Origin of the sequence: Microcoleus sp. PH2017_34_RAT_O_A, assembly GCF_020737885.1 — a bacterium.
Taxonomy (GTDB): Bacteria; Cyanobacteriota; Cyanobacteriia; order Cyanobacteriales; family Microcoleaceae; genus Microcoleus.
On sequence record NZ_JAEQDD010000138.1, the window covers coordinates 1 to 24,092 of the forward strand.

Sequence of the window (24,092 nt, forward strand, 5' to 3'; positions counted from 1 at the left end):
CCAGATAAATCGTCTGCCCAATCTTCACAAATGGTTTGTGGAAATTTTCGCTAAACCCACATAGCTATTGGATCATTCTTTTTGTGGAGGCCTCTAAATGCCAATTTAAAGAAATAGTATAAAATAGACCTCTTGCAAAAATAGTTAGGACGATGCTCAAAGCCATCCCACAACAATCTTTTTTCTTGTGGGATGGGCTTCTAGCCCGTCCCAAAATTTGGTTAAAAGGATTTTTGCAAGAGGTTTAATGTAATTTTTAATGAATTTGATACGATCTCAAACACCAAATCAGCTTTTATTGATACTCTTATCTTCAGTCCGCGGAGGCGGACATTGTTTGTGTAGCCCCGAATTCTATTCGGTGGGCTTTATTTGTGAAACATCGCAATTAATTCGGAGGTCTTTATTTGTGAAACAATACCCTTTATTTGTGAAACACTGCGCGATAAACTGGTTCCCCGCGTTTGAGAGTAGCAATTTCTCTTTCAGTGGCTACAGGCATGGGATTTTCTGCTAACCATTCACCGTTATTTGTGCGTTTAAAGCTAGGATGAGATGAAAAGCGATCGCACATTTCGACTTCTACTTCCTCAATATCCGATTGAATAAACACTTCGCCGCCAACAGCCAGATAAGTCGCCAACTCGCCGACTAATTCCTGCTGTACCACCCGCCGCTTGTGGTGCTTTTTCTTGAACCACGGATCGGGAAATTGAATGCTAACTCGCTGCAAAGTACCAGCGGGAAGTGTTTCTAAAATAGGCTTGAGAGAACTATTCGCATTACAAAACAAATAGTGCAGATTTGTCAAGCCTTTTTCGTCCCGCCAAAGATTTGCCTCGTCTACCAGAGGTTCCCGAATTTCTAATCCGAGAAAATTCCAATCAGCTTGTGCTTGCGCCATATGCCACAAAAACCTGCCTCTGGCGCAGCCGATATCTAAATGCAGTGGCAAATTTAAGTCGCTATATATTTTCGTCCAATCTGGGGGACTGGCGGATGTTTGATATCTCATCGATAGGGGATTTACGTGTTCCCGAACTCTAACTCTTGCCAATTTTGCTGTCTCCTGAATGTAATTTTTAACCGCTGATGCGGGCAGATTAACGTTGATTAACGCAGATATTTTTAGAAATGAAAAATCGCTGTCTTAGGATTTTTCATTTCTAATTATTGTATCAAGCTTCTGGTTCAATGCCTGCTGCTCTTAATTGTGCGGCTAGTCGATCGGCTCGCTGTCTTTCCCTTTCCACCATCTCTGCACCCCACAATAACATCTGTCCGCTTTCATCCCACCAGCGCAACCAATATCCGGTTCTTTCAGCCTTTGTTCCCTGCCAAACGCCTAGAAATAACCCAACTCCTTCTATCCAATAATGATTGTTTGCATCCGGCTGCTGTGCTTCATATCTTCCTGATGAATTCAACCGATACACTTCTAGCAATCCTGCCGCAGGCTCAAAAATACCATAGATTGGTACTCGCAGCATTTGCTCGTAAAAAAACCATTTTCCCGGGGGAAAAGTTGGTTTACTTGAATATTCGTCGTACTGATTAGCTGATAAAAACTCCAGCGCGATATCCGGGATTTCTCCTTCTAAGTTTGGGGTGTAACTGCGGCGAATTTCGGGGGCAGCAAGCGGTTGTACGTTGCGGGCATAAAACCAATCTGGCGCTTTGGTAACTAGCTTGTCGTTTAATGTCGCGCACACACACATATTCGGCGCAACTAAGATTCCCTCTAACAATAGTCCGGCAATTTCTAGGATTTCGCGCAGGGCGGCGGCGAGTAATGGTTGGTCGATATTTTCCACTGGTTCCTCGTCTAAGATGAAATCGTCTGGCAATTTTTCCCAGGTAATTTTTATGTCGGCTGTACTTACTGTCATAATATTTTACCTCTTAGCAAAAAATAGATTCAGCCTCCCCGCCATCAAAACTGTGCTGTTCCAGGTAAACTGTCAACTGTCAACTGTCAACTATCAACTGTTTACTGAGACTGCTGGAGTGCGGTTTGCAATACTTCCTTATGAAAGAGCGATCGCCCTACAATAAATTTTATCCTGTCTGGCGATAGTGCGGCGCCGTTGGCATAGTGATCCATCCAGGTTTTGCTGATTAAATAGGGATCTTCGGGCAATTCTGATAATAAGTATCCCGGCATTTCTAACTCGTCCATCAATTGGCTAACTTTGGGATCGTAGCTGAGGGCAAAACAGCGACATTCTTCGGATGCTGCCATAATTAAACTGTGGTAGCGCATCCCGATCGCCATTTCGACTCCCCGGAACACTCCTTTCAACTTTCTCGGATCGTCTAAACTAAGGATGCGGCTCCTTTTCGGCAGCGCTTCGTGCAAATGTTTGGCAATTTCTAAGTCGTGGGAAGCTTGGAAAGGCAGCAGCAAAATTAAGGTGCGAGTGGCTTTTTGAAAGTCAACTAAAGCTTGAGTTAGGATTGACAAACGGGCGGGTGTTAGTGTAGAGTGCGATCGCAAACAAACCGCAACTCTCGGCGACGGCAAATCCCACAAACCGGAGACGGGGGAATTTTCCAAAGCCCACACTGGATCGGGCGCTAATGTAAAGGGAATTTGCCAATCTGCAAGTATGGTAGCTGAGCCTTTATCGCGCACGCTGACGGCTGTGCATCCACCAAAACACCGCTGAGATAATTTACGAGTAATCTCACGATTTAAAGGGCCAATTCCCTGGGCCCAAGCAACAGTTTTTAAGCCCATCTGCTGCGCTAATCCCATCAAGCCACCATAGTAAAAAGGGCTGACAAGGCTGGTACTGTCTTGGATTAAACTACCGCCACCCCAGATTAGGGCGTCAGCGCTGCGGAGTGTATCGAGGACACCAAACGCATTCATGCGATCGCGCGCAGCTACTCCGTACCGCTGATTTGTCTCGACGGGATTGCCAGAAAGGACGATCGGCGTCACCCCATCTGGTAACATTTGCAGTAGCGAAGCCAACAGCGCCTCGTCGCCACCGTTGCCTTTACCATAATAGCCGCACAAAATTGCTCGCATTTCTACTCTTTTCTTGGTTTATGATGGGAATATAAATATTACAATATCTGAATTGTTGCGATCCATAAATTATTTTAACAGTCAACAGTTAACAGTCAACAGTTAACTGCCTGAAACAACTAAATACATCTTTCAACTTATTTCACAATACAAAAAATGCACGCTTTGTCAATTCCAACCTGGATTATTCATGTCTCTAGTGTCGTCGAGTGGATTGCCGCCATCTGGTTAATTTGGACTTACGGCGAAGTCACTAAAAACCGAGCTTGGTGGGGCCTTTCTGTCGGAATGCTGCCCGCCCTTGTCAGCGCTATGTGCGCCTGTACGTGGCACTTTTTCGACAACTCCCCAGCCCTAGAATGGATTGTTACCCTGCAAGCTGCGATGACTGTCATCGGTAATTTTACTCTGTGGGCGGCTGCTTGGTGGATTTGGCGATCGGCTCAGCAGTCAGTTGACAGTTGACAGTTGACAGTTGATAGTTGATAGGAAATCAGTCATTACTAACAAACTAAGGAGAAAAATCCTTGAAAAATAGCATTGTTTGGACAACATTGGCAGCTAGTTCACTGTTATTGACAGCCACATCTTTACTTCCCAGTCAAGCTAGTAATACATCCTTAATACTCGCCCAACAACCTAACTGTAAAAGTCCTCAAACGACACTGGATCAGAATGTGTGTTCCAGCCAAGAGTTTCAGGCAGCAGACAAAAAACTCAATCAAGTATATCAGCAACTTCAACCAAAACTCAACAGCAAACAAAAGCAGAGATTGATAGTCGCACAGCGAAGTTGGCTCAAGTTTAGAGATGAATCTTGCGATTATGAAGCAGGTTACTTTGAGGGTGGTAGCGTGGCTCCTTCTATCTACGGTTATTGCAGAGCCAGAGTCACAAAAGAACGTATTAAAGATTTGGAGGGTTATTTGGAACAAGCAAGTTTGTAAAAGTGCGTAGGCGTAAGCCAGGGCGTAGCCATCGCGATCGACAACAACTTACCCATTCTATCATCCATACCACAGCAAACTGATGTATTATGGTGTCATACCCCCCACCCTAAATTATCTTAAAAGTGATAATAAGCTTTGTTTTTTATTTTATCCTTTGACACGCCAATGGTGTAAGATTTAAAATCTAAAATCTACAATATAAAATCGCTATGTCTTTCGTTGGTTTGCACATTCACAGCGATTACAGCCTGCTAGACGGGGCATCTCAGCTACAGCAGCTAGCTGAACGGGCGGTGGAATTGGGGATGCCCGCGATCGCCCTTACAGACCACGGCGTGATGTATGGTGCGATCGAGCTAATCAAAGTTTGTCGAAATAAAAATATCAAGCCCATCATTGGCAATGAAATGTACGTCGTCAACGGCGACATCGAAGTCAAAGTTCGAGGTAGAAGAAAATACCATCAAGTTGTCTTAGCTAAAAATACGCAAGGTTATAAAAACTTAGTAAAACTTACCACAATTTCCCATTTAAAAGGAATGCCCGAAAGAGGTATTTTTGCCCGTCCTTGCATCAACAAAGAACTCCTCAAACAATACTCCGAAGGTCTCATTGTTACCAGCGCTTGTTTGGGTGGCGAAGTTCCCCAAATGATTCTGCAAAACAAGCTAGATACTGCCCGCGAAGTTGCCAAATGGTATAAAGAAGTATTTGGAGAAGACTATTATATAGAAATTCAAGACCACGGTTCCCAAGAAGACCGCATGGTTAATGTTGAAATCGTCAAAATTGCCCGCGAATTCAATATTAAAATAATTGCCACCAATGATTCTCACTATATTTCCTGCAACGACGTAGAAGCTCACGATGCTTTGTTGTGCATCAACACCAACAAACTGATTGAAGAAGAAAAGCGGATGCGCTACAGCGGCACAGAATATCTGAAGTCTGCTATGGAGATGGCGCAACTATTTCGAGACCATTTGGATGATGAAACGATCGAAGAGGCGATCGAAACCACCCTAGAAGTAGCAAACAAAGTATCAAGATACGATCTAACAGGAGAAGCTCGGATTCCCACAATCCCAATTCCCCCAGAACATACCGCCGATACCTATGTAGAAGAAATATCTTGGCTAGGATTATTAGAAAGACTCAAAGCCCGTACCAGAAATGAAATCCCCCCAGTCTACAAACAAAGACTAGAATATGAGCTAAAAATGATTCAGCAGATGGGTTTCTCTGAATATTTTTTAGTGGTTTGGGACTACATGAAATATGCTAGAGACAACAATATTCCCGTCGGGCCAGGACGTGGTTCTGCGGCAGGTTCTTTAGTTGCTTATGTCCTCAATATTACCAACATAGACCCGGTACACCACGGATTGCTATTCGAGAGATTTCTCAATCCCGAACGCAAATCGATGCCAGATATTGATAGCGATTTCTGCATCGAAAGACGGGACGATATGATTAAATATGTTACAGACAAATATGGTACAGACCGCGTAGCGCAAATTATTACCTTCAACAGGATGACATCAAAAGCTGTTTTGAAAGATGTTGCCAGAGTTTTAGGTATTCCCTACAAAAAAGCCGATGAGATGGCGAAAATGATTCCAGTATCGCGGGGGAAACCGGAAAAACTCAAAGTAATGATTTCCGATGCAACACCGGCACAGGAATTTAAAACCAACTACGAAAATACTATTTGTACTAATGCCGAAACTGGCACCGAAGTCCCAGTGCGTCAGTGGATTGACATGGCAATTCGCATTGAAGGAACTAACAAAACCTATGGTGTTCATGCCGCCGGTGTGGTGATTTCTTCCATCCCCCTTGATGAAATTGTGCCCCTGCAAAAAAATGAAAATGGTGCTGTAATCACCCAATATTTTATGGAAGACTTGGAATTTTTGGGGTTACTCAAAATGGACTTTCTGGGACTCAAAAATTTAACGACTCTCCAAAAAACTGTTGATTATGTTAAGCAAACTCAAGATATAACTATCAATGCTGAAGGCTTACCTTCTGACATAGAACGCAGAGCTCAAGAGACATTTACTAGGAACAACAAGTTACCCGGTGATGTAGCAAAGACTTATCAACTATTAGAAAAAGGAGATTTAGAAGGTATTTTTCAGCTAGAATCTTCTGGGATGCTGGATGTAGTAAAAAAAATCAAACCTTCTTGTCTGGATGATATTTCTTCTATTCTGGCGCTTTATCGTCCCGGCCCGCTGGATGCTGGTTTGATTCCACAATTTATCGATCGCAAACATGGTAGAGAAGTCGTTAAATACGACCATCCGCTGTTAGAACCGATTTTAAAAGAGACTTATGGAACGCTTTGTTTCCAAGAGCAAATTATGCGGATGGCTCAAGATTTGGCGGGCTATTCTTTAGGTCAAGCTGACTTGCTGCGCCGCGCAATGGGCAAGAAGAAGGCTGATGAAATGCAGAAGCAAAAGGAAACATTTATTGATGGCGCAACTAAGAATGGTGTCGCTCAAAGAGTTGCCGAAGAGTTGTTCGGACAGATGCTTCAATTCGCGGAATATTGTTTGAGCTATGACACGAAGATATTGACTATGGAATATGGGCCGATGGCTATTGGTAAAATTGTCGAGGAAGAAATTGAATGTACCGTTTACAGTGTTGATAATAATGGCCATATTTATACACAGCCAATTGCACAGTGGCATCGCCGAGGTCAGCAGGAGGTCTTTGAGTATTGTCTGGAAGATGGCTCGATAATTCGCGCGACAAAAGATCACAAGTTTATGACTTTTGACGGTCAAATGCTACCTATTGACGAAATCTTTGAAAAAGGATTAGACTTAAAACAAATCAACTCTAGCTCACATCTATAAAATGTATATAGACTATAGGAAACTAAAATCAGAACACAAGGAACAAATCATTTTAGCTTTTAACCAAGGCATGGAGTGTCGAGAAATCCCTAACTACCTTGGGGTAAGCGAGAGAGCAGTTTCAAGAGTTTTAAAAGAAGCTGACATTAATACTAAGCGACGAAACCGCTATACTTTAAATGAAAGCTATTTTGATATAATTGACTCTCAAGCTAAAGCCTATTTGTTAGGATTGCTAGCTGCTGATGGCTGCGTTACTCAAACTAATTATGTAGCTTTTGAATCAATTGACAAAGAACTCACAGAAATGCTCAGCATAGAGCTACAATACTCTGGTGAAATTAGAATTGTTCAGCCTCAAAATTATGCTCCTCACTACCGAATAAATTTTTCTTCTGAAAAACTGGCAAGCTCTTTACAGGGCTACGGCATCATAACAGGAAGGACTTTTCAGAAGTTACCTATTTTCCTAACTCCAAATATTTAGCGTCTTATGTGTTAGGGTACTTTGATGGTGACGGTTGTGCTTATGCAAACAAAGGTAGGAGTGGCGGTTTAGTCTGCATTGTTAGTTCCTTTAAATTTCCCTGCGAACTAACAAGGCACTTAGGCATGGGTTCTGTACAAGAGCATCAATTTAAAACAGTTTATTATTGGAGAATATTTAGTCGGAAAAATATACAAGCATTCTATGATTTTGTGTATCAGTATCCCAGATTAGGTTTACAACGAAAAAAGACTAAAATTGAAGATATTCTCAGGAGTTACAAACATGGTTAAAATCATTAGTAGAAAATCACTAGGAACTCAAGAAGTATATGACATTGGCGTTGAAAGAGATCATAATTTTACACTAGAAAATAGTCTGGTGGCATCTAATTGCTTTAATAAATCCCATTCAATGGCCTATGCCTATATCACTTATCAAACTGCTTATTTAAAAGCAAATTTTCCTGTAGAATACATGGCTGCACTGCTGACTGCTAACAGAGGCGACCAGGAGAAGGTACAGAGATATATTGCTAATTGTATCAAGCTGAAGATTGATGTTGAACCACCTGATATTAATGGTTCTGAACTTACTTTTACGCCATTGCCGATGGAGATGACAAAGGCGGAAAAACATAAAATTTTGTTTGGAATTTCGGCGGTTAAAAATGTTGGTGAGGGGGCTATTGAAAATATTTTGGAGGCGCGCAGGTCAGGGGGTGATTTTAATTCTTTACCAGATTTGTGCGATCGCGTAAATCTACATTCTGTCAACCGCCGCGCCCTAGAAGCCTTGATTCACTGTGGTGCTTTTGACAAAATCGCACCCAACCGCCAGCAATTAGTAAACGACTTGGAAGGGGTTATGAAATGGGCGCAAGACCGCAAAAAAGACCGAGAAACTGGTCAAGGTAATCTCTTTGACTTGTTAGGAGATACTAGCTTTGGGAAGTCGGCGAATAAGTATGAATCTGCGCCAAAATCAAAAACTGTGAAAGATTTTGACACACAGGAAAAATTGCGTTTAGAAAAAGAATTGCTGGGTTTTTATGTATCAGATCATCCCCTCAAGTTTCTGCTTCAATCTAATCAAGATCCAGATGTTGTGACTCTCGCACAGTTAGCCGAGAAAAAGGGTAAAGTATCGGTTATTGTCATGCTCAACGCTATCAAACTGGTAGTGACGAAAAAAGGCGATGCGATGGCAATTTTGCAATTAGAAGATTTGACACATCAAATCAAAGCTGTTGTGTTTCCGAAGGCTTACGAACAATTAAAACCGCATATTATAGAGAATGCTGTATTACTGATTAGCGGGAAAATTGAGAAGGATGGTGAGGAAATTCAGATAATTGTAGATACTGCAAAGCCTGTAGAAACACCAGAGGTTACAGAGGAAATCGAGATCCCACTACCGGAAACACAAAATTCTTGGGCGGCGCCATCGGAAACACAAAATTCTTGGGTGGCGCCATCGGAAATACAAAATTCTTGGGTGGCGCCATCGGAAACGCAAAATTCTTGGGTGGCGCCATCGGAAACGCAAAATTCTTGGGTGGCGCCATCGGAAATACAAAATTCTTGGGCGAATCAACCGGTCAACTTTGGACGATCGACTAAACCAGTGGAAGTTACAGAAATGGTGATTGTCAAGTTTACACCGCCGCAGGTGCAAGATGTCAAAAACCTCAATTCTCTGAAAGCTATTTTGCAAGAACTTTCCAATCGTGGAGAGGATGCTAGCGTTTCGGTGGGGGGAATCGTTGTCGGTGAATATTGCTGTCAACCTCTTCGCATCAAGCGTCAATTGTGGGTACAAGATGGCGATGGCGCTGTTAGCCGTCTCAAGTCGGCGGGATTTGATGCTTCGGTTTTCCCTCTCGACAGTCGCGGGGATGCTGCAATATTTCGGGAAATGCGATCGCAACTTAAGATATATTCTTGGGCCAATCGCTTGCTTGACGCAGATGTCGATCGCATTTCCCAGTATCTCAGCTATCTCGCCCAACTAAACAAACGCCTGCCAAACTAACATTTGGGCCCCATCCCCACCGGTGACTAAAGTTTGACCGTCAGGACTAAAAGCCACCGGATTGCACCCAACTAGGCTGCACAAACATTCGCCTGTTTGCAAGTTCCAGACTTTAACAGTACCATCTCGACTGCCGCTAGCCATAGTTTCGCGATCGGGACTGATAGCCACCGAAATCACCGCGTCAGAATGGCCGCTCAAAGTCTTAATCAATTCCCCCGTCTGCAAGAGATTCTTGCTTTTCGCCACCATTCTGTGAGGATGCTTTGGCTTTAATCACCGCTTCCCGAAAGCCTAAAACTACTAAAATATTGGCAAGTGTCAAGAATAGTTCCGCAGAACCGTGGAGCCAATCGACATTTGCTAGCGACTCATTGTAGGCAACTTTTGCATAAATTGCTGCGGGAATAGTCACACCCACAAACACGAGAGTGCCGTAAAATCCCATCAGAGCTAAACGAGGAGTTTTTCCAGATTTCGTCAAAAACCAGAGAAAACCCAAGTAGGGAAATAGAGACAGCACAAATAAACTTTCTTTGGAAATCATTAGTATTTGGTGAGCGACCAGATACCATCATAGATTAAAAAATTAAAAATTAATGTGAATAAATTTTAACTTTTTGTGGTGAATTTTTCATGTCTAATTTAACAAAGGAACCCATTTTTGTCGAACTGCTAGAGACTCACCCAAGCCCATAGCTTTTAACCTTCTCCGCAGCAGGTCGCTAGTATTAAAAACCCCTGACCCGCGCGGAGACACAACCCGTAACTCTTCCCCTAACACCGTTATTAGTATAACACATTTTCAACCGTGCCAGTCTGTTAATTGTTACTTTACCCAGCAATCCGAAACTGAGACATTTCCAAAGTTGTCGGTCTGCTAGGTATCAAGCAAGTATCGCTCAAAACCTCTAAATCAGCAAAGCGTTTTCTATCTGTTGCGATAATTTCTTCGAGCTTAGCATCAAAATTAAAACGCGGCCCACAATCCCAAAGTTTGAATTGCCAGTGTCCGCTACATACCGTAATTTGCAGTTGAATAGGAGTTTCTGCGGGCAGATTTTTGTGAGCGTGACGAACTGCATTAGTAAAACCTTCAGCTAAAGCTAGCTGTAATTGGAACCAAACCTCATTGGGGATCGATACATCTTGCAACTGCTCCAACCAGTCCAAAACTTTAGTTAAAGCATTCATATCTGTGTTGACTTGCAGGCTGATGTTTTTCAAAGAACTTTCATTCAGTTCTGCTTCCTGCTCAATGTCATCTTGCCAATCCCACTTCTTTAACAAATTCATTAACCCATCTAAAACGCTAGCCTTTTTTATATTTTGCGATCGCGAGCGACTTTCTACTTCGTAACTTTTGCTCAGCGACAAACAATTTCGACCGTCAAGAGTCCGGGTGTAACTCAGCTCGTCTGCAATCTGCCACATGAGTTTGATGCCTCTGCCGCCTTCTGCCAGTTGATCTATGCTGTTCGACATTGATTTTCCTCGTCTGAAAGTATTAGTTGTACCCATTTTTCACACCCGCCGACACACTTTGTCGTTTTTTATACTTGCTTATTCAGTATAATTTCGGCGTTCATACCAAAATGCTATCTTTTTTGTAGAAGGCATCGCATCAGCAATATGTCTTAAGAGTCTAAGCCAATTGGCTTATTTACCGATCGCCTGTACGGAGAGCGATCGCCCCCGTAGCACAATCCGCCTGCATCCACCAGAAATTACCGAATCACTGCCGGAGCTCATTTACCCCAGCCGTCGCCAGCTACAAAATACAAGGCATTGAGCCACTGCCAACGGTGGCTCGCCGGTAGCCTGCAAAGCCGATTTGAGGTAATCGCTCTCATCCTAAAGGAGTAAGTAATATCCGCAAAGGCGATCGTCCGCCAACCTCACACCGGCGTGCCACGTCAATCGATTTTAGATTTTAGATTTTAGATTTTAGATTTTAGAGGCGACCCTACGGATAAATTCGGGGGAAGAGAGGATTTTCGATTTTCGATTTGGGATTGATTCCACGGATAAATCACGTGGCGGGTACCACAGGTCGAAATTCGCTTGTGCTAAAAATATTGGATTTGACAGCGAAAAATCTAGCAATAAACCCTGTTTTTAGCCCCGCGCGCGTTATTCCAGGAGAAAACTAGGCGATAAAACGCAGTTAGATGAATTACCCGGACTAAGCTTTGCTTGCATCTACATAGTCTGTTATGTTCGAGGAGATTCCGGCAGAGGGGAGAGATCCAGGGAGAAAGTCTGATGAGGAGATGATTTGACAACTAGGTAATAGGTAATTGACATATACAATTTAAACGCGCAACACCTGATGACAAAAATTAAACTGACAATTCTGGCAGCAGTGATTCTGCTACTCCCATTTGGCGCAGCAGTTCCCTTACAAGCTCAAAATCTGCCTCTAATCAAGCGGCTGCTAGCAACAAGAGGATGTCCCGGATGCGACTTATTTGGCGCTTCCTTGAGCCGTGCAGATTTGTTTGGCGCTTCCTTGAGTCGCGCCACTCTCAGCAGGGCCGACTTAGTAGATGCGGATTTGACTGCGGCGGATTTAATGGAAGCTAATTTAAATAACGCCAACATGAGAAATGCCTTTTTAATCGATGCCGACCTCAGCAAAGCCGACATGAGCAGGGCGGACATCAGGGGAGCCAACTTAGAAAATGCCAATCTCAGCGAAAGTTCTCTGCTCGACGCATCTCTTCAGTTGGCCAACTTAAAATGCAGTAATTTGAGCGCAGCTAAACTAAGTCGAAGTGACCTGAGAAATGCCGATTTTACTGGGGCAAACCTCAGCGGTGCTGACCTCAAAGAAGCTGATTTAAGCGGTGCAAATCTTAGCGGTGCTGACCTCAGAGGGGCCGATTTGAGCGATGCGAGATTGAACAAAGCTAATTTTATAGATGCTAATTTATGCGGCGCCCGGATGCCGAACCGCAAAATATCTCGGCGAGGTTGTGATGTTAAAAAACAACAACCGATTAGCTCGAACAATTACTGCAATTACTGCCGTGCCGTCAATGACTGGTGGTTAGATATTTTAAGGTTGAATTAATTGGTAAGCCGTTTATAGGTGTCGATCTTTAGGTACGTAGTTGCGCTTCAGCGCTCTTTCATATATATAAGATAAGAGCGCCCAAGCGCAACTACGTACCCTTTTTTATCTTTTTTTACGATCGCACTATGAGCTGACGCACCCTACAATAAAAATTTGCTCACTACCCGCAGATATTCTGCACCGCCGATTTGTGCCGCATTATTGTGTCCTCCATTGGGAACCATGTAAAGCTGTTTGGGCTCGGGTGCTGCATCAAACATTTTTTTGCTCATTTCGGCTGGAACTACAGTGTCAGCAGTCCCGTGAATAAATAGTACCGGCATTTGCAGGCGATCGACTTTTGACAGAGAATCAAACCGCTGCGCCAGCAACAAATCTATCGGAAACGCCCTAAATAGCGGTTTTTGGAAGTCTACCATTGCCCTTACCGAAGTAAAAGAACCCTCCACAATTAACCCCGCAGCCTCCGGGTGCCGCACTGCTAGATCGATCGCAATTGCCCCTCCCAAAGAATGACCGTAAATATAAATTTGATTTGGGTTAATCCCCCGCTGTTTCACCAAATAATCCCAGGCCTGTTCAACATCCTCATAAACCCGAGATTCGCTCGGAAAATCGCCCTGACTTTTTCCATAACCGCGATAATCGATCAGAAATACTGACAAACCTAAGCCATGAAATCGATTAGCGTGTTCGACATTTGCTCCCACATTTGAACCATTACCGTGCAGGTACAAAACTACCCGCCCTAAGTTCCCCTTGTGAAGTGGGGGAACCGGAACCCCCCCTAACCCCCCCTTGTTAAGGGGGGGGACAGGAACAGCCTCTCTTGCTCCCCCCCTTAACAAGGGGGGGCTGGGGGGGGTTTGGGATGGTTGAAGTGGAACCACCTCTCTTACTTCCCCCCGAAATTTGCGGGGGTTTTCCGAGGCAGGAATCCACCACCCATGTACGCTTTCCATTTCCAGCGCCGCTGTTTTAGCTGGAATTTGCAGCCAAACATCTTGATATTTCAACTTAAAATCATCTGGCGTAGTTTCGATCGCCCGCGCCGGAAAAAAGATAAACTTACCTTGCGCTACAAATAGCAATACACAAGCAGCAGAATAAGCGATCGCCAAAACTATCCCAAAAGTTATGAGGGATTTAGACAAAACAAATACCAGTAACTTGTTCATAGAAAATAAGACACGCGGGAGATTAGAAATCGGTCAAAAACTAATGACAAATGATTAATTCATATGATTAGCTTTAGATCGATTACTAACTTCCGCAGCAGCGTTCCGCCGAATTTCAAAAATTAATTCAATTCCGGGTGACGCAAGTGCCAATTAGTGGATTGTTCGTAAGCATGAGCCACTTGAAACAGCCGAGATTCTTGCAAAACATTACCAATCAGTTGTATACCCACCGGCAGTCCTTTATCATCAAATCCGCAGGGCAAACTCAAAGCTGGCAAACCAGCAAGATTCACCGGAATAGTCATCAAATCTGACAAATACATACTCAGGGGGTCGTTGAATTTTTCGCCTGCCTTAAAAGCCGTAGTCGGAGCAGTGGGACAGACCAAAACATCAACTTGAGAAAAAGCTTTTTCAAAGTCTTCTTTAATCAAAGTCCGAACTTTTTGAGCTTTGAGATAATAGGCGTCGTAATATCCAGCGGACAACACGTAAGTGCCGATCGCAATCCGGCGTTTAACTTCTGCACCGAACCCTTGAGCGCGAGTTTTGGCATACATATCCAAAAGATTTTCGGGATCGGGCGATCGGAAACCATACTTTACTCCATCATATCTCGCCAAATTCGCCGAAGCTTCCGAGGGAGCAATAATGTAGTAAGTGGGCAAACCGTAGCGGAACCGGGGACAAGAAACGACTTGAATTTCTGCGCCCAATTGTTGAAATTGCTCGATCGCCTTAGTAACGGCTTCTTTCACCGACGAGTCCAACCCTACCCCAAAAGTTTCTTTAATTACACCAATTCTAATCTGACCCTTCGGTCGCAAACTGGGTCTCAAAGCTTGGGCGTAGTCAGGAATTGGGACATTGAGACTCGTGGAATCTCTACTGTCATAACCAGCGACGGCCCCCAACAAAATCGCCGCATCCTCAACACTTCGGCCAAAGGGCCCGATTTGATCGAGAGAAGAAGCGTAGGCCACCAAACCGTAGCGAGAAACCAACCCGTAAGTCGGTTTCAGCCCCACCAAACCGCAAAAAGCAGCAGGTTGGCGGATCGAACCCCCAGTATCCGAACCCAAGCTCACGACGCATTCTCCGCCGGCCACCGCTGCGGCAGAACCGCCAGAAGAACCTCCGGGCACGCGCTCCAAGTCCCAAGGATTCGCGGTAACTTGATAGGCAGAAGTTTCCGTCGAGCTCCCCATGGCAAACTCGTCCATATTCGCCTTTCCCAGAATCACGGCACCGGCTGCTTTGAGTTTGGAGACGACGGTTGCATCGTAGGGAGGCACAAAATTCTCCAAAATCCGAGATCCACAGGTTGTGGGAATGCCCTCGGTGCACATATTGTCTTTAACGGCGATCGGAATTCCGGCCAACAGCCCAATTTCCTCGCCTGCTGCGATTTGGGCATCCACTTTGTGGGCCTGCGCCAATGCGCTGTCTGCTGTCACGCACAGAAAGCTTTTCAATTTCGGCTCTAGCTGGGTAATTCGGTCTAATGCTTCTTGAGTAATTTCCACAGCAGAGCGTTCTTTATTGACCAGTTGTCGGTGCAACTCGCGGATGGATGCCATGCTCGTACCTTTATCATTTCTACTTTCAGCCACTTAGCCAATATAGCTGGCAATTGCACGCACTTACAGCCCTTCTTCAACTGCGTCTCTATGCTTGCATCTGCGGTAAAAAAAGCTACGTATTTGCCGCGACGATCCCCAAGAAGACAATTTCATCCGGAATTCTCCCCAAAACCAAAGATATATGGTAAGAAGTTCCCGATGCCCCGTTGGAGGAATGCCACCTAAAGCTCACTTAGAATCTCACCTGACGGCAGAGGAACTCAAAATTCGCTACCGGCAGGCACAAAACACCACAGAGTCGCGCCGCTGGCACTTGCTACTCTTAGTTTCCCGAAATTGGACTATCAAACAAGCAGCCCAAGTCGTAGGGATTAACTACGACTACGCCAAAGAAATTGTCCAGCGCTACAACCGAGAAGGGCCTAACTCTGTGAGAAACCGCAGCGGAGACCGCCAGCCCCCTCCTGCCAAATCCTTGCTGAGCCCCGAACAGCAAGAAGAACTGCGACAAGCCCTGCAAGGCCCCGCCCCCGACGGCGGAGACTGGACAGGCCCCAAAGTAGCTCGCTGGATTGCCGAAAAGACTGGTAGCGCTCATGTTTGGCCCCAACGCGGCTGGGATTACCTCAAGCGGTTGGGTGTTGATTGGCGGCGCCGCCGCAGAAAGTAGATAGTTCGCAATATTTTAGAGGGGTCGATCGCCATTGGGTGCGATCGCTCCCTTTATTTTGGCAGTTGTTAGTTGTCAGTTGGCAGTTGGCAGTTGTCAGTTGTCAGTTGTCAGTATTCGTAGGGTGTGGATCCATGAAAAATCCCTAAATTAAATCGACAATTTTGTGGCGACGCACCTGATAGTATTTATCAACAAGCTTGCTACCACAAAAATGTTGGGCGGAGTGAAACGGAGGGTTGTTGCCTGGAGTTCCTGACAAGAAAAGGTGCGTCGCTCGATCGATTGTCGCTCTTTGTGGAGGATTGTCGATGTATCCGCACCCTACGGCTGCGGCTAAAATCTAAAATCTAAAATCGTTTGAATCGTGCAATAATAGCTGATTAGATTGAATTTGGTTGTGTTGAGGATGTCGAGTATGCCAGGGTTCAGCCGTTTTTTGTCGATCGCAAACAAGATGGCGGCAGTAGCAGCCAGCATCGGACTGGTTCAGGTGTTAACCATCGCCAGTTCACTTGCTCAATCATCTAATCCGCGTTCCCTAGACGAACTCTACAAAATTCGCGATCGGCTCGTCACCCAACTAGAACAACCCGCCTCACCCTCCCCAGAACCAACCCTGCTCTCTGGCTTAGTTCCCTTCGCCGGCAATTCTCAAGAAAAATTGGTACAGCAGTTGCAAGAGGTGGAAGTTCAAATATTAGTAGAACAGAGATCTAACGACAACTTACAGCAAGCAGTCCGTTTAGCCAACCGAGCCGTAGAAACGGGAGGGAAGTCAAATCAGTCGATCGAATCTTCGCAGCAAACTCAATTTTTGTGGCACCAGGCCCTAAACAACTTACAAGAAGTTCCCCAAAATTCATTTTTAGCTCCCCTCACAGCCTCCAAAGCTCAAGAATACCGGGAAAATTTAACCGTAGCAACCTCTCAAGTCCAGCAAGCAAAATCCGATTTTTTGGCAGAGGTTGCCCGTTCAAGCGGTTTGTCGAATGAAGCGTCGATCGGGATTTGCCACCTTTCTAGAGAGTGCGTCAACCTCCGGGGCGATGTGCCTCCTATCAGCCCGGCCAGCTTAATTAAAGTGCCGATAGCTGTCGCCCTGATGCAAAAACTCGACAAAGAAAAAATCAGTCTGAACCATGAAGTATTCGTCGATCCGGGCAATTTCACCGAAGACTCATCGACGAAGATTTTGTCTAGGCGCAATTACCCGGTACAACTACTGTTAGAAGAAATGATCGATCGCAGCAGCAACATCGCCACCAATCAACTGATCGATTATTTGGGTTCCGATTACATCAATCAATTCTTAGAAAATCGCGGCTACCAAGTCACCCGCGTGAACTTCAAATTAATGGGGGAAAAAACTATGCCCACCAACCCCGGTTCCGGGCCAAACCGCGTCACTGCTAACGAACTCACCGAAATGATGGTGCAAATTTACAACGGCGAAACACCGGGCGCTAAACTGTTAGTAGAAACTCTCAACCAGCAGTACGATCGCGCTTTGGGATTTGCCGCCTTGAAAGGAAGTAAAGCTCAGTGGTTGGGCGAAAAAACCGGGGAGAATTCCCTGGTGCTAGGCACAACTTTAGCGATGAACATTGACGGCGAAGCCTATGTGATGACTGTGATAGACAGCCGCACCAGTGGCGATCTACAAATCCGCAAGTCTATTGCTAAAATTGCCGATTATATTAGTAATAATCCCAGCTTTTAAAAATGTGAAAACTTGTTAAAAATTTATGTGCCTGAATCCAGGAGATATTCTGTGCGATCGCTACGAAATTATCGAAAAATTGGGGCGGGGAGGGTTTGCGATTACCTATACAGCTAAGGATTTAAAGCAACTAGAAAATTCTCCTTGTGTAGTCAAGGAAATTTTGCCTCCTCAATCTAAAGATTCGCAAGTTTTGCAAGGAGCAAAAGCACTATTTGAAAAAGAAGCTAAAGCCCTGGAGGAACTCTATAAGTGCGAGTGCACTCCTAGGTTCATCGCTTTCCAGAAAATGGAAATTTTTACTTAATTCAAGAATACATCGAAGGAACTCCGCTCAATGAAGAACTCTTTGTCGGAAAGCAGTTAGGCCTTGCTTTTGTTCCCGTCAAGTATCCGACAGCGGCTGCGGCAGGTTTAAAGTGCGATTAACATAATTAGGTACGTTGTTGCGCTTGGGCGCTCTTTCATATAGACAAGAGCGCTGAAGCGCAACTACGTACCTTAATAACGTAGATTTATATAATCGCCCAAATCAGAAAATGTCCCACACAAAACTCAACGTTTCTGTCAAAGGAAAAGGATTTCCGATTCTCTGCTTGCACGGCCATCCAGGTTCCGGCGATTGTATGTCTGTCTTCACAGAACACCTATCACAGCGGTTTCGGACGATCGCCCCAGACTTGCGCGGATATGGCAACAGTCGCACCTCAAATTCCTTTGAAATGACCGACCACTTGCTTGATTTAGAGGCACTTCTAGACCGATTGGGAGTCGATCGCACTTTAGTCATCGGCTGGTCTTTGGGAGGCATTTTAGCCTTGGAATTAGCCATGAAATATCCCCAGCGAGTCACCGGTTTGATTCTCCTCGCATCCGCCGCCAAACCGCGCGGAAGTCACCCGCCCATTTCTTGGCAAGATAATCTTTACACCGGTTTAGCCGGAATTATTAACTGGGTGGTACCCGGTTGGCAGTGGAATATTGATACTTTTGGCAGGCGATCGCTCTTTCGCTACTTAATCCAGCAGCATACAGCGACCCCTTACCGCTACTTAGCCGCAGCAGGTACTCCCGCCTACCTCCAGACTTCCCACAAGGCGACAAAGGCGTTAAATACCGCTCTCAGAGCCGGATACGATCGCTTACCACAACTCGGCGAGATTCAATGTCCGTGCTTGGTGTTGGCCGGAGAGGGCGATCGACATATCACCTCAGCATCCAGTTTAGAAACAGCCCGCCACCTTCAGGACAGTCAGTGGCAGTGCTATCCCAATACAGCCCACTTATTTCCTTGGGAAATTCCCGATCGGGTAGTCACAGATATCGATCGGTGGATTGAGAGTCACCCCCAAGCAGTTGGCAATTCCGAGTCTTGAGTTTTGAATTTTTAGAAGCAATCAATCATCCAACCGTCTAGAGTTTTGAAGCTATATCGTTGGCGTTGGCATCCGAGTTAAACAGTGCGATCGTCCCAAATGGCGATCGGGATTAGCTTGCAGGGTATAATTCCGATATTGCCGGATTTGAATTGACAACTCAAAACTCAAAACTCAAAATTCCTGCTGCTACTGGCTGCTCAAAACAGGCAACAACCCTCCCTCACCAAACTTTCCCAAATCATCTGCAACCGTCAAAGCAATAGGTTTGCAGCGCTGAATGGAAACACTCAGACCTTCTGCACCTTCATTTTCTATGTCTTCTATATATCCTGCTTTTGCAGATTCCGCCTCTTGAGCCGTCAAGAAGGGGCCAAAATAGTAAATACACCGCGGCGCTGAAGTTTTCACTTCAACCCACCAAGCCAATCCGAAAAAGTTGAGCAAGCTAATCAAGAGTTCTTTCATCTGCTTTTCTTCTAATGTATTTAACGGTGTTTTCAGGGTGCTGCGGGCAACGCCTGCGCTTTTGTTATTTACGCGGCTTTAATGCTACAAAGAAACAATCCAAACCTATTTAAAGTCAATATCTAAATAGATTGGTGTCGATTTCCTGTTTGACAGTAAGGAGAAGGCTCCTTCTACTTTCGCCTGTCCGTAACGGCGGCCGATGTATTATTACTTGTTCGGAGGGTACTACCGCTCAATGTTTTGGCGGCATTCGCATATTTTTGCATCACCGTAGTTGCTTACCTATTGGGAATAACCAAAGTGCTTTATCCTCAGAGTTATCTGTTTGTTATGCAGTTGGGCTCTAATTTGAGTACATATTAGGTGTTTTCTCAGGTGACATTCTACTCGATATTTTGGTAGTGAGGTCTCAGTAGCTAGAGACACCGATAACCAGGCTTTAGCTACTTACATAAATTACTCTGTTGTGCTGTTTTTTTCAACCAATTTGACTATCCGTGGACGTGAAATTTTTTCGGCCCGCGCTGGCGGTAAATTTCGTATAAAGCCATTCCCGTTGCTACCGAGACATTCAGGCTAGGAGTCTTTCCCCTTAAAGGAATTGAAACTAATCCATCACATCCGCGCTGTATCAAAAGGCTCAAACCGTCGGCTTCACCGCCCACAACTAAAACAGTGGGCCCGGAGAAGTTGATTGTCTCTAATGAGTCACCCACGCCTGCTGCTGTGCCGTAAATCCAGAATCCAGCCTCTTTCAATTCTTCCAAGGCCCGGTTAAGATTCACAACCCTTGCCACTGGCAGGCTTTCCAATGCGCCGGCTGACACTTTTCTCACTGCCGAGGTAATCCCAACTGCCCGTCGCTGCGGAATCACCATCCCCTGAGCTCCCAATGCTTCTGCGGTGCGAATAATCGCCCCTAGATTGTGGGGGTCGTTGAGTCCTTCGGCTACCACAATTACGGGATCTGCACAAGCAGCCTTAGCCTGTGCGATCAGTTCACTCAAATCCAGGTATTCGTAAGCTGATACTTGGGCGGCTACGCCTTGGTGGTTTGCCTTGCGCGTGATGTAGTCGAGGCGCAAATCGTCAACTTCGTCGATAATGCTGCCGTTGGCCTTGGCTTCGGTTAGCAAGCTGTGAAAGCGGGGATCGTAGCGCAGGTGCGGGACAACCCAAATTCGGTTCAGGACTTGGTTGCTTTCTAAGGCTGCTTGCACTGCATGGCGGCCGTAAATCATGTCATCTGTGTCTGCGTCTGGCTGCACGACTGTATTTGAGTTCGTGTCTACCGGGCGAGTGTCTCTGTCTTTGTCTCTGTCTCGGAAATGGTTGCCGCGGAATTCCGGCGGGCTACTATCTCTGTCTCTGTTTTTGTCTCTGTCTTTGTAATAATTGCCCCGGGATTCCTGCGGGCTGCTGTCTCTGTTTCTGTCTCGGAAATTGTTGCGGGCTGGCTGTGGGCTGCCGTCTCTGTCTCGGAAATTGTTGCGGGCTGGCTGTGGGCTGCCGTCTCTGTCTCGGAAATTTTGTTGCGGGCTGGCTGCGGGCTGCTGTCTCTGTCTCGGAAATTGTTGCGGGCTGGCCGCGGGCTGCTGTATCCGTCTCCGTCTCTGTCTCTGTCGGGGAAATTATTTCTGCCGGTGGGCGGTTGGCTGTCGGAATCGACTCTCCGTTTGAAAATTGCTCGCACGGGCATTTCTCGGGATTGGGGCGAAAAGGTCGATCGCTTTTGAGGGGCGTCTGTTGGGCGAGTGTCGGGACGGGGCTTGCGTTCAAATCTGGCAGAGGACGGTTGTGAGTCCTGACGGCGGCCTTCGCTGCTCCAGGGCTTGCTGTCGGAATTCGATCGCGAGGAGTTTGGTCTAGTAAATTTTCTCATTTGTTTGTTGTGGTCAACACGATTTTAGATTTTAGATTTTAGATTTGGGATTTAGGATTGAGGGAGCAATCTTAGGGCTTTGAGATTTTAGATGTTAGATTGAGGGAGCAAGGATTTTACTGCTGCTTAACTTGCTAACGATCGACATATCAATCTTGTTTGTCTTCGCGAGCTTTTTGCTGTTTTAGGCTAACCGTGCCAGAATTATCAATTAATTCCTCACTCTTCCCAAATTTCGGCTAAATACTTTCAGTATCAAGTTCTAAAAATCCCAAAATTTCGGTCAATCTTTCGGGGTCTGTCAGGTACAAATATCCAACCAACGTTTCTAAGCTGGTGGCTTGTTGGTATATTTCTGGATCTGCTCGCTTAGAACGGCCCGATACGGCATTGCGGCCGCGCTTGACAATTGCTAATTCTGTACTGTTCAAGTAAGGAGAGATCGATCGCAAGTGACGCGCTTGAGTTTCTGCTCGTACTTGCCCCACCACCAATTCGTGATAAGCTTGCAATCTTCTCGGTGGCATTAAATACGAACTCCGAATGTAGAGTTCGTAAACTGCATCCCCCAAATATGCCCATGCTGCGGGCGAAATTCTTTCTATTTCTGCGGGTGTCGCCCTCGGAGGATGGATTCGATCTAAACCGAGATCTGTCAGACTCAGCTTTGGGTTGTCATCGGCGATCGGCGACATACTTTTTTAAATAAAACTTCGGCACAGCTTGGCTTTTCTACACTTACTTATTTCGTCTTTTGTCACTTCAGATAATTATAGCTTTCACAGGAGTGTGCTCTGTGAGAAACTGAGATCTTCTACAGACAAGCGAGCTGAAAACTCGCGGCACAACCATAAGAATTTGCTATCCAGCATCGATCGCCGGATAGCGAATTAAACCCACTGTAGCGTCAAGCATCCTTGACGTTTTTTACCGCCTCATCAACCGAAGGCTGCAAAGACAAAAATTTCTCTAAGCGAACCAGTTTAACAGTCTGAGTTACGCGGGGATTTGAGACAATTTGCAATGTCCCTTCCATGGTTTGGGCTTTCTTGACAAGTTGCACAAGTGCGCCCAAGCCTGAACTATCCACAAAATCTATCTGAGACAAGTCCAAAATTACGTGTTTTGGGCCCTCGTCAATACATTTGCTTAGTACCTTCCGAAAAGTGGCCTCAGAAAAAGCGTCCAGCAGGCCAGTCAAGCGAAATAACTGATGGTTATTCTTGACTTCGCGAGTGCCTCTGAGGCTAACGGTCAGGGTCAATGACTCAGGAATGACACCCTCCTAGCTAGGTATGGCTTAAAGTCGAGGCTTCATTATAGGAGTTTTTTGGTATTTTGTCTACAGTTTTTTAGTTATGGGTCATGGGGCATGGGGCATGGGGCATGGGGCATTGGGCATGGGGCATGGGGCATGGGGCATTGGTCATTGGGCATTGGCCAAACAGGTCATTGGCCAAACAGGTCATCAGTCATTGGTAATCGGTCATGTTTCCTAATGACTAATGACTATTGACTATTGACCAATGACTAAGCTGGTACTTTCTGATTGTCTCGCATTGACTGGACGAATCGATCGAACAAATAGTCAGCGTCGTGGGGGCCCGGACTGGCTTCTGGGTGGTACTGGACTGAGAACAGGGGTAAGGTTTTGTGCTTCAATCCGGCTACAGTGCGATCGTTCAAGTTGAGGTGAGTAATTTCTACTTCCGGGACTAGGGAATCAGGGTCGATCGCAAAACCGTGATTTTGGCTAGTAATTTCTACCTGCTGAGTTAAACCTGCTGGATGATTCAATCCCCGGTGCCCGAACTTCAGTTTAAAAGTTTCCGCACCCAAGGAAATGCCCAGAATCTGGTGTCCCATGCAAATGCCGAACACAGGTTTGTCCGACTTCAACAAAGCTTTCGCCGTCGCGATCCCTTCCGTTACCGCCGAAGGATCTCCAGGCCCGTTGGACAGAAAAATGCCATCCGGGTTGTATTTGAGAATTGCTTCCGCTGACGTGTCGGCGGGTACAACAATTACCCGACAGCCGTAACTCGCCAAACGGCGCAGGATGTTGCGCTTGACGCCAAAGTCTAGGGCTACCACCGTCCACATTTTGCCATTAGCAGGCTTAACTGTCGGACTGAACTCCCATACGGCATCTGTGGCTTCAGACCACTCGTAAACCTCCCGGGTAGTTACTTGCTTCACCAGATTCAGCCCGGCCATGCTGGGGGCGTCTTGGACTTGCTCCAAAAGCTCCGCCTGGTCGAGAATCACGGTCGAAATGCCGCCGTTAATGGCTCCTACGGTGCGAATTTTGCGAGTCAGGGCGCGGGTATCGATGCCGTAAATACCTGGGATGTCGTACTGTTTTAGGTAATCTTGCAGGGATTTTGAACAGCGCCAGTTGCTGGGTCGGCTGCATACGTTACGGGCGATCGCACCTCGGATTTGCGGCCGCGAAGATTCTTCATCTTCGAGGTTTACCCCGGTATTGCCCAATTCTGGATAAGTAAAAGTGACAATTTGACCGCAATAGCTCGGATCGGTCAAAACTTCTTGATAGCCCGTCATTCCCGTGTTGAATACGACCTCGCCGACGACGGTGGCGTCAGCGCCAAAAGACCAGCCGCGGTAAGCAGTACCGTCAGCTAGGACTAGGAGAGCGGGTTGTGCAGTTGAAAGTGACATGGCATCCTTAAATTACAGTCGTTTGGTTTAATTCTTACCACTGCCTGGGATTTGATGCTAGCCG

Annotated in this window: 24 protein-coding genes; 11 read left to right on the forward strand and 13 right to left on the reverse strand. The window is 45.7% G+C overall.

Annotated features, from left to right (window positions below):
- Nucleotides 1-424 precede the first annotated feature (424 nt).
- The 3 genes from trmB to csaB form a co-directional block, all read right to left on the reverse strand.
- On the reverse strand, nucleotides 425-1,057 hold the full coding sequence (trmB, locus tag JGK11_RS30315; protein ID WP_293214159.1) for a tRNA (guanosine(46)-N7)-methyltransferase TrmB: 633 nt from the start codon (nucleotides 1,055-1,057) through the stop codon (nucleotides 425-427).
- 121 nt (nucleotides 1,058-1,178) lie between these two features.
- Nucleotides 1,179-1,889, reverse strand: a complete 711-nt coding sequence (locus JGK11_RS30320) for a Uma2 family endonuclease (protein ID WP_293174847.1) — start codon at nucleotides 1,887-1,889, stop codon at nucleotides 1,179-1,181.
- A gap of 101 nt (nucleotides 1,890-1,990) precedes the next feature.
- Complete coding sequence (csaB, locus tag JGK11_RS30325; protein ID WP_293174850.1) at nucleotides 1,991-3,037, reverse strand: polysaccharide pyruvyl transferase CsaB; 1,047 nt, start codon at nucleotides 3,035-3,037, stop codon at nucleotides 1,991-1,993.
- Between the two features lie 156 nt (nucleotides 3,038-3,193).
- Between csaB and JGK11_RS30330 the strand changes: the two genes are divergently transcribed.
- The 5 genes from JGK11_RS30330 (at nucleotide 3,194) to JGK11_RS30350 (ending at nucleotide 9,381) form a co-directional block, all read left to right on the forward strand.
- Nucleotides 3,194-3,502, forward strand: a complete 309-nt coding sequence (locus JGK11_RS30330; RefSeq protein WP_293174853.1) for a DUF2499 domain-containing protein — start codon at nucleotides 3,194-3,196, stop codon at nucleotides 3,500-3,502.
- A gap of 62 nt (nucleotides 3,503-3,564) precedes the next feature.
- Entirely contained in the window at nucleotides 3,565-3,984 is a 420-nt protein-coding gene (locus JGK11_RS30335; protein ID WP_293174856.1) for a lysozyme inhibitor LprI family protein, read from the forward strand.
- Between the two features lie 212 nt (nucleotides 3,985-4,196).
- The gene (locus JGK11_RS30340; protein WP_293174859.1) at nucleotides 4,197-6,860 is read left to right on the forward strand and encodes a DNA polymerase III subunit alpha; all 2,664 of its coding nucleotides are present in this window, start codon (nucleotides 4,197-4,199) and stop codon (nucleotides 6,858-6,860) included.
- Between the two features lies 1 nt (nucleotide 6,861).
- Entirely contained in the window at nucleotides 6,862-7,347 is a 486-nt protein-coding gene (locus JGK11_RS30345; RefSeq protein WP_293214161.1) for a hypothetical protein, read from the forward strand.
- A gap of 285 nt (nucleotides 7,348-7,632) precedes the next feature.
- Nucleotides 7,633-9,381 (forward strand): OB-fold nucleic acid binding domain-containing protein, encoded by a 1,749-nt coding sequence (locus JGK11_RS30350; protein WP_293214164.1) that lies wholly within the window; start codon nucleotides 7,633-7,635, stop codon nucleotides 9,379-9,381.
- On the opposite strand, the gene JGK11_RS30355 is transcribed toward JGK11_RS30350, so the two are convergent.
- The 3 genes from JGK11_RS30355 to JGK11_RS30365 all read right to left on the reverse strand — a co-directional run bounded on the left by JGK11_RS30355 (nucleotide 9,358) and on the right by JGK11_RS30365 (nucleotide 10,866).
- Nucleotides 9,358-9,594, reverse strand: a complete 237-nt coding sequence (locus tag JGK11_RS30355) for a hypothetical protein (RefSeq protein ID WP_293174868.1) — start codon at nucleotides 9,592-9,594, stop codon at nucleotides 9,358-9,360. The two genes, JGK11_RS30350 and JGK11_RS30355, sit on opposite strands and share 24 nt — an antisense overlap.
- The gene (locus JGK11_RS30360) at nucleotides 9,587-9,928 is read right to left on the reverse strand and encodes a DUF3593 domain-containing protein (protein WP_293189641.1); all 342 of its coding nucleotides are present in this window, start codon (nucleotides 9,926-9,928) and stop codon (nucleotides 9,587-9,589) included. Before JGK11_RS30360 ends, JGK11_RS30355 begins: the two co-directional genes overlap by 8 nt.
- Before the next feature lie 287 nt (nucleotides 9,929-10,215).
- Entirely contained in the window at nucleotides 10,216-10,866 is a 651-nt protein-coding gene (locus JGK11_RS30365) for an ATP-binding protein (protein ID WP_293189639.1), read from the reverse strand.
- Nucleotides 10,867-11,713: 847 nt separating this feature from the next.
- On the opposite strand from JGK11_RS30365, the gene JGK11_RS30370 reads away from it, so the two are divergent.
- Complete coding sequence (locus JGK11_RS30370) at nucleotides 11,714-12,457, forward strand: pentapeptide repeat-containing protein (RefSeq protein WP_293214167.1); 744 nt, start codon at nucleotides 11,714-11,716, stop codon at nucleotides 12,455-12,457.
- A 143-nt stretch (nucleotides 12,458-12,600) separates the two neighbouring features.
- Here the strand turns inward: JGK11_RS30370 and JGK11_RS30375 are convergent, their stop codons facing one another.
- Nucleotides 12,601-13,638 (reverse strand): alpha/beta fold hydrolase, encoded by a 1,038-nt coding sequence (locus JGK11_RS30375; protein WP_293174879.1) that lies wholly within the window; start codon nucleotides 13,636-13,638, stop codon nucleotides 12,601-12,603.
- Nucleotides 13,639-13,760: 122 nt separating this feature from the next.
- Nucleotides 13,761-15,221 (reverse strand): Asp-tRNA(Asn)/Glu-tRNA(Gln) amidotransferase subunit GatA, encoded by a 1,461-nt coding sequence (gatA, locus tag JGK11_RS30380; RefSeq protein ID WP_293214180.1) that lies wholly within the window; start codon nucleotides 15,219-15,221, stop codon nucleotides 13,761-13,763.
- 217 nt (nucleotides 15,222-15,438) lie between these two features.
- On the opposite strand from gatA, the gene JGK11_RS30385 reads away from it, so the two are divergent.
- From JGK11_RS30385 to JGK11_RS30400, 4 genes are all read left to right on the forward strand, one after another.
- Nucleotides 15,439-15,894, forward strand: a complete 456-nt coding sequence (locus JGK11_RS30385; RefSeq protein ID WP_293175010.1) for a helix-turn-helix domain-containing protein — start codon at nucleotides 15,439-15,441, stop codon at nucleotides 15,892-15,894.
- A 418-nt stretch (nucleotides 15,895-16,312) separates the two neighbouring features.
- Nucleotides 16,313-17,617 (forward strand): serine hydrolase, encoded by a 1,305-nt coding sequence (locus JGK11_RS30390; RefSeq protein ID WP_293214170.1) that lies wholly within the window; start codon nucleotides 16,313-16,315, stop codon nucleotides 17,615-17,617.
- A 25-nt stretch (nucleotides 17,618-17,642) separates the two neighbouring features.
- Nucleotides 17,643-17,924: a hypothetical protein gene (locus JGK11_RS30395; RefSeq protein WP_293174884.1), complete on the forward strand. Its 282-nt coding sequence runs from the start codon at nucleotides 17,643-17,645 to the stop codon at nucleotides 17,922-17,924.
- 232 nt (nucleotides 17,925-18,156) lie between these two features.
- Nucleotides 18,157-18,993, forward strand: coding sequence for an alpha/beta hydrolase (locus tag JGK11_RS30400; RefSeq protein ID WP_293195741.1), 837 nt, complete (start codon nucleotides 18,157-18,159; stop codon nucleotides 18,991-18,993).
- Between the two features lie 189 nt (nucleotides 18,994-19,182).
- On the opposite strand, the gene JGK11_RS30405 is transcribed toward JGK11_RS30400, so the two are convergent.
- A complete protein-coding gene (locus tag JGK11_RS30405) occupies nucleotides 19,183-19,461 on the reverse strand; it encodes a DUF1816 domain-containing protein (RefSeq protein ID WP_293174890.1) in 279 nt (92 codons plus the stop codon).
- A gap of 494 nt (nucleotides 19,462-19,955) precedes the next feature.
- Nucleotides 19,956-20,732 (reverse strand): 23S rRNA (guanosine(2251)-2'-O)-methyltransferase RlmB, encoded by a 777-nt coding sequence (gene rlmB, locus JGK11_RS30410; RefSeq protein ID WP_366054146.1) that lies wholly within the window; start codon nucleotides 20,730-20,732, stop codon nucleotides 19,956-19,958.
- A 60-nt stretch (nucleotides 20,733-20,792) separates the two neighbouring features.
- On the opposite strand from rlmB, the gene JGK11_RS30415 reads away from it, so the two are divergent.
- Entirely contained in the window at nucleotides 20,793-21,200 is a 408-nt protein-coding gene (locus JGK11_RS30415) for a hypothetical protein (RefSeq protein WP_293214173.1), read from the forward strand.
- A 385-nt stretch (nucleotides 21,201-21,585) separates the two neighbouring features.
- Here the strand turns inward: JGK11_RS30415 and JGK11_RS30420 are convergent, their stop codons facing one another.
- The 3 genes from JGK11_RS30420 to carA form a co-directional block, all read right to left on the reverse strand.
- Nucleotides 21,586-22,041 carry a ribonuclease III domain-containing protein gene (locus JGK11_RS30420; protein ID WP_293174896.1) on the reverse strand — a complete coding sequence of 152 codons (456 nt, stop codon included), beginning with the start codon at nucleotides 22,039-22,041 and terminating at the stop codon, nucleotides 21,586-21,588.
- Nucleotides 22,042-22,253: 212 nt separating this feature from the next.
- Nucleotides 22,254-22,610: an STAS domain-containing protein gene (locus tag JGK11_RS30425; RefSeq protein ID WP_293155451.1), complete on the reverse strand. Its 357-nt coding sequence runs from the start codon at nucleotides 22,608-22,610 to the stop codon at nucleotides 22,254-22,256.
- Nucleotides 22,611-22,876: 266 nt separating this feature from the next.
- Nucleotides 22,877-24,028, reverse strand: coding sequence for a glutamine-hydrolyzing carbamoyl-phosphate synthase small subunit (carA, locus tag JGK11_RS30430; protein WP_293174899.1), 1,152 nt, complete (start codon nucleotides 24,026-24,028; stop codon nucleotides 22,877-22,879).
- Nucleotides 24,029-24,092 lie beyond the last annotated feature (64 nt).

Bases quoted from the DNA above. Each gene is read 5' to 3' on its own strand.
- JGK11_RS30320 (WP_293174847.1), bottom strand. From the start codon at position 1,889: ATGACAGTAAGTACAGCCGACATAAAAATTACCTGGGAAAAATTGCCA.
- csaB (WP_293174850.1), bottom strand. From the start codon at position 3,037: ATGCGAGCAATTTTGTGCGGCTATTATGGTAAAGGCAACGGTGGCGAC.
- JGK11_RS30330 (WP_293174853.1), top strand. From the start codon at position 3,194: ATGCACGCTTTGTCAATTCCAACCTGGATTATTCATGTCTCTAGTGTC.
- JGK11_RS30340 (WP_293174859.1), top strand. From the start codon at position 4,197: ATGTCTTTCGTTGGTTTGCACATTCACAGCGATTACAGCCTGCTAGAC.
- JGK11_RS30345 (WP_293214161.1), top strand. From the start codon at position 6,862: ATGTATATAGACTATAGGAAACTAAAATCAGAACACAAGGAACAAATC.
- JGK11_RS30350 (WP_293214164.1), top strand. From the start codon at position 7,633: ATGGTTAAAATCATTAGTAGAAAATCACTAGGAACTCAAGAAGTATAT.
- JGK11_RS30360 (WP_293189641.1), bottom strand. From the start codon at position 9,928: ATGATTTCCAAAGAAAGTTTATTTGTGCTGTCTCTATTTCCCTACTTG.
- JGK11_RS30365 (WP_293189639.1), bottom strand. From the start codon at position 10,866: ATGTCGAACAGCATAGATCAACTGGCAGAAGGCGGCAGAGGCATCAAA.
- JGK11_RS30370 (WP_293214167.1), top strand. From the start codon at position 11,714: ATGACAAAAATTAAACTGACAATTCTGGCAGCAGTGATTCTGCTACTC.
- JGK11_RS30375 (WP_293174879.1), bottom strand. From the start codon at position 13,638: ATGAACAAGTTACTGGTATTTGTTTTGTCTAAATCCCTCATAACTTTT.
- gatA (WP_293214180.1), bottom strand. From the start codon at position 15,221: ATGGCATCCATCCGCGAGTTGCACCGACAACTGGTCAATAAAGAACGC.
- JGK11_RS30385 (WP_293175010.1), top strand. From the start codon at position 15,439: ATGCCACCTAAAGCTCACTTAGAATCTCACCTGACGGCAGAGGAACTC.
- JGK11_RS30390 (WP_293214170.1), top strand. From the start codon at position 16,313: ATGCCAGGGTTCAGCCGTTTTTTGTCGATCGCAAACAAGATGGCGGCA.
- JGK11_RS30395 (WP_293174884.1), top strand. From the start codon at position 17,643: ATGTGCCTGAATCCAGGAGATATTCTGTGCGATCGCTACGAAATTATC.
- JGK11_RS30400 (WP_293195741.1), top strand. From the start codon at position 18,157: ATGTCCCACACAAAACTCAACGTTTCTGTCAAAGGAAAAGGATTTCCG.
- JGK11_RS30405 (WP_293174890.1), bottom strand. From the start codon at position 19,461: ATGAAAGAACTCTTGATTAGCTTGCTCAACTTTTTCGGATTGGCTTGG.
- JGK11_RS30415 (WP_293214173.1), top strand. From the start codon at position 20,793: ATGGTTGCCGCGGAATTCCGGCGGGCTACTATCTCTGTCTCTGTTTTT.
- JGK11_RS30420 (WP_293174896.1), bottom strand. From the start codon at position 22,041: ATGTCGCCGATCGCCGATGACAACCCAAAGCTGAGTCTGACAGATCTC.
- carA (WP_293174899.1), bottom strand. From the start codon at position 24,028: ATGTCACTTTCAACTGCACAACCCGCTCTCCTAGTCCTAGCTGACGGT.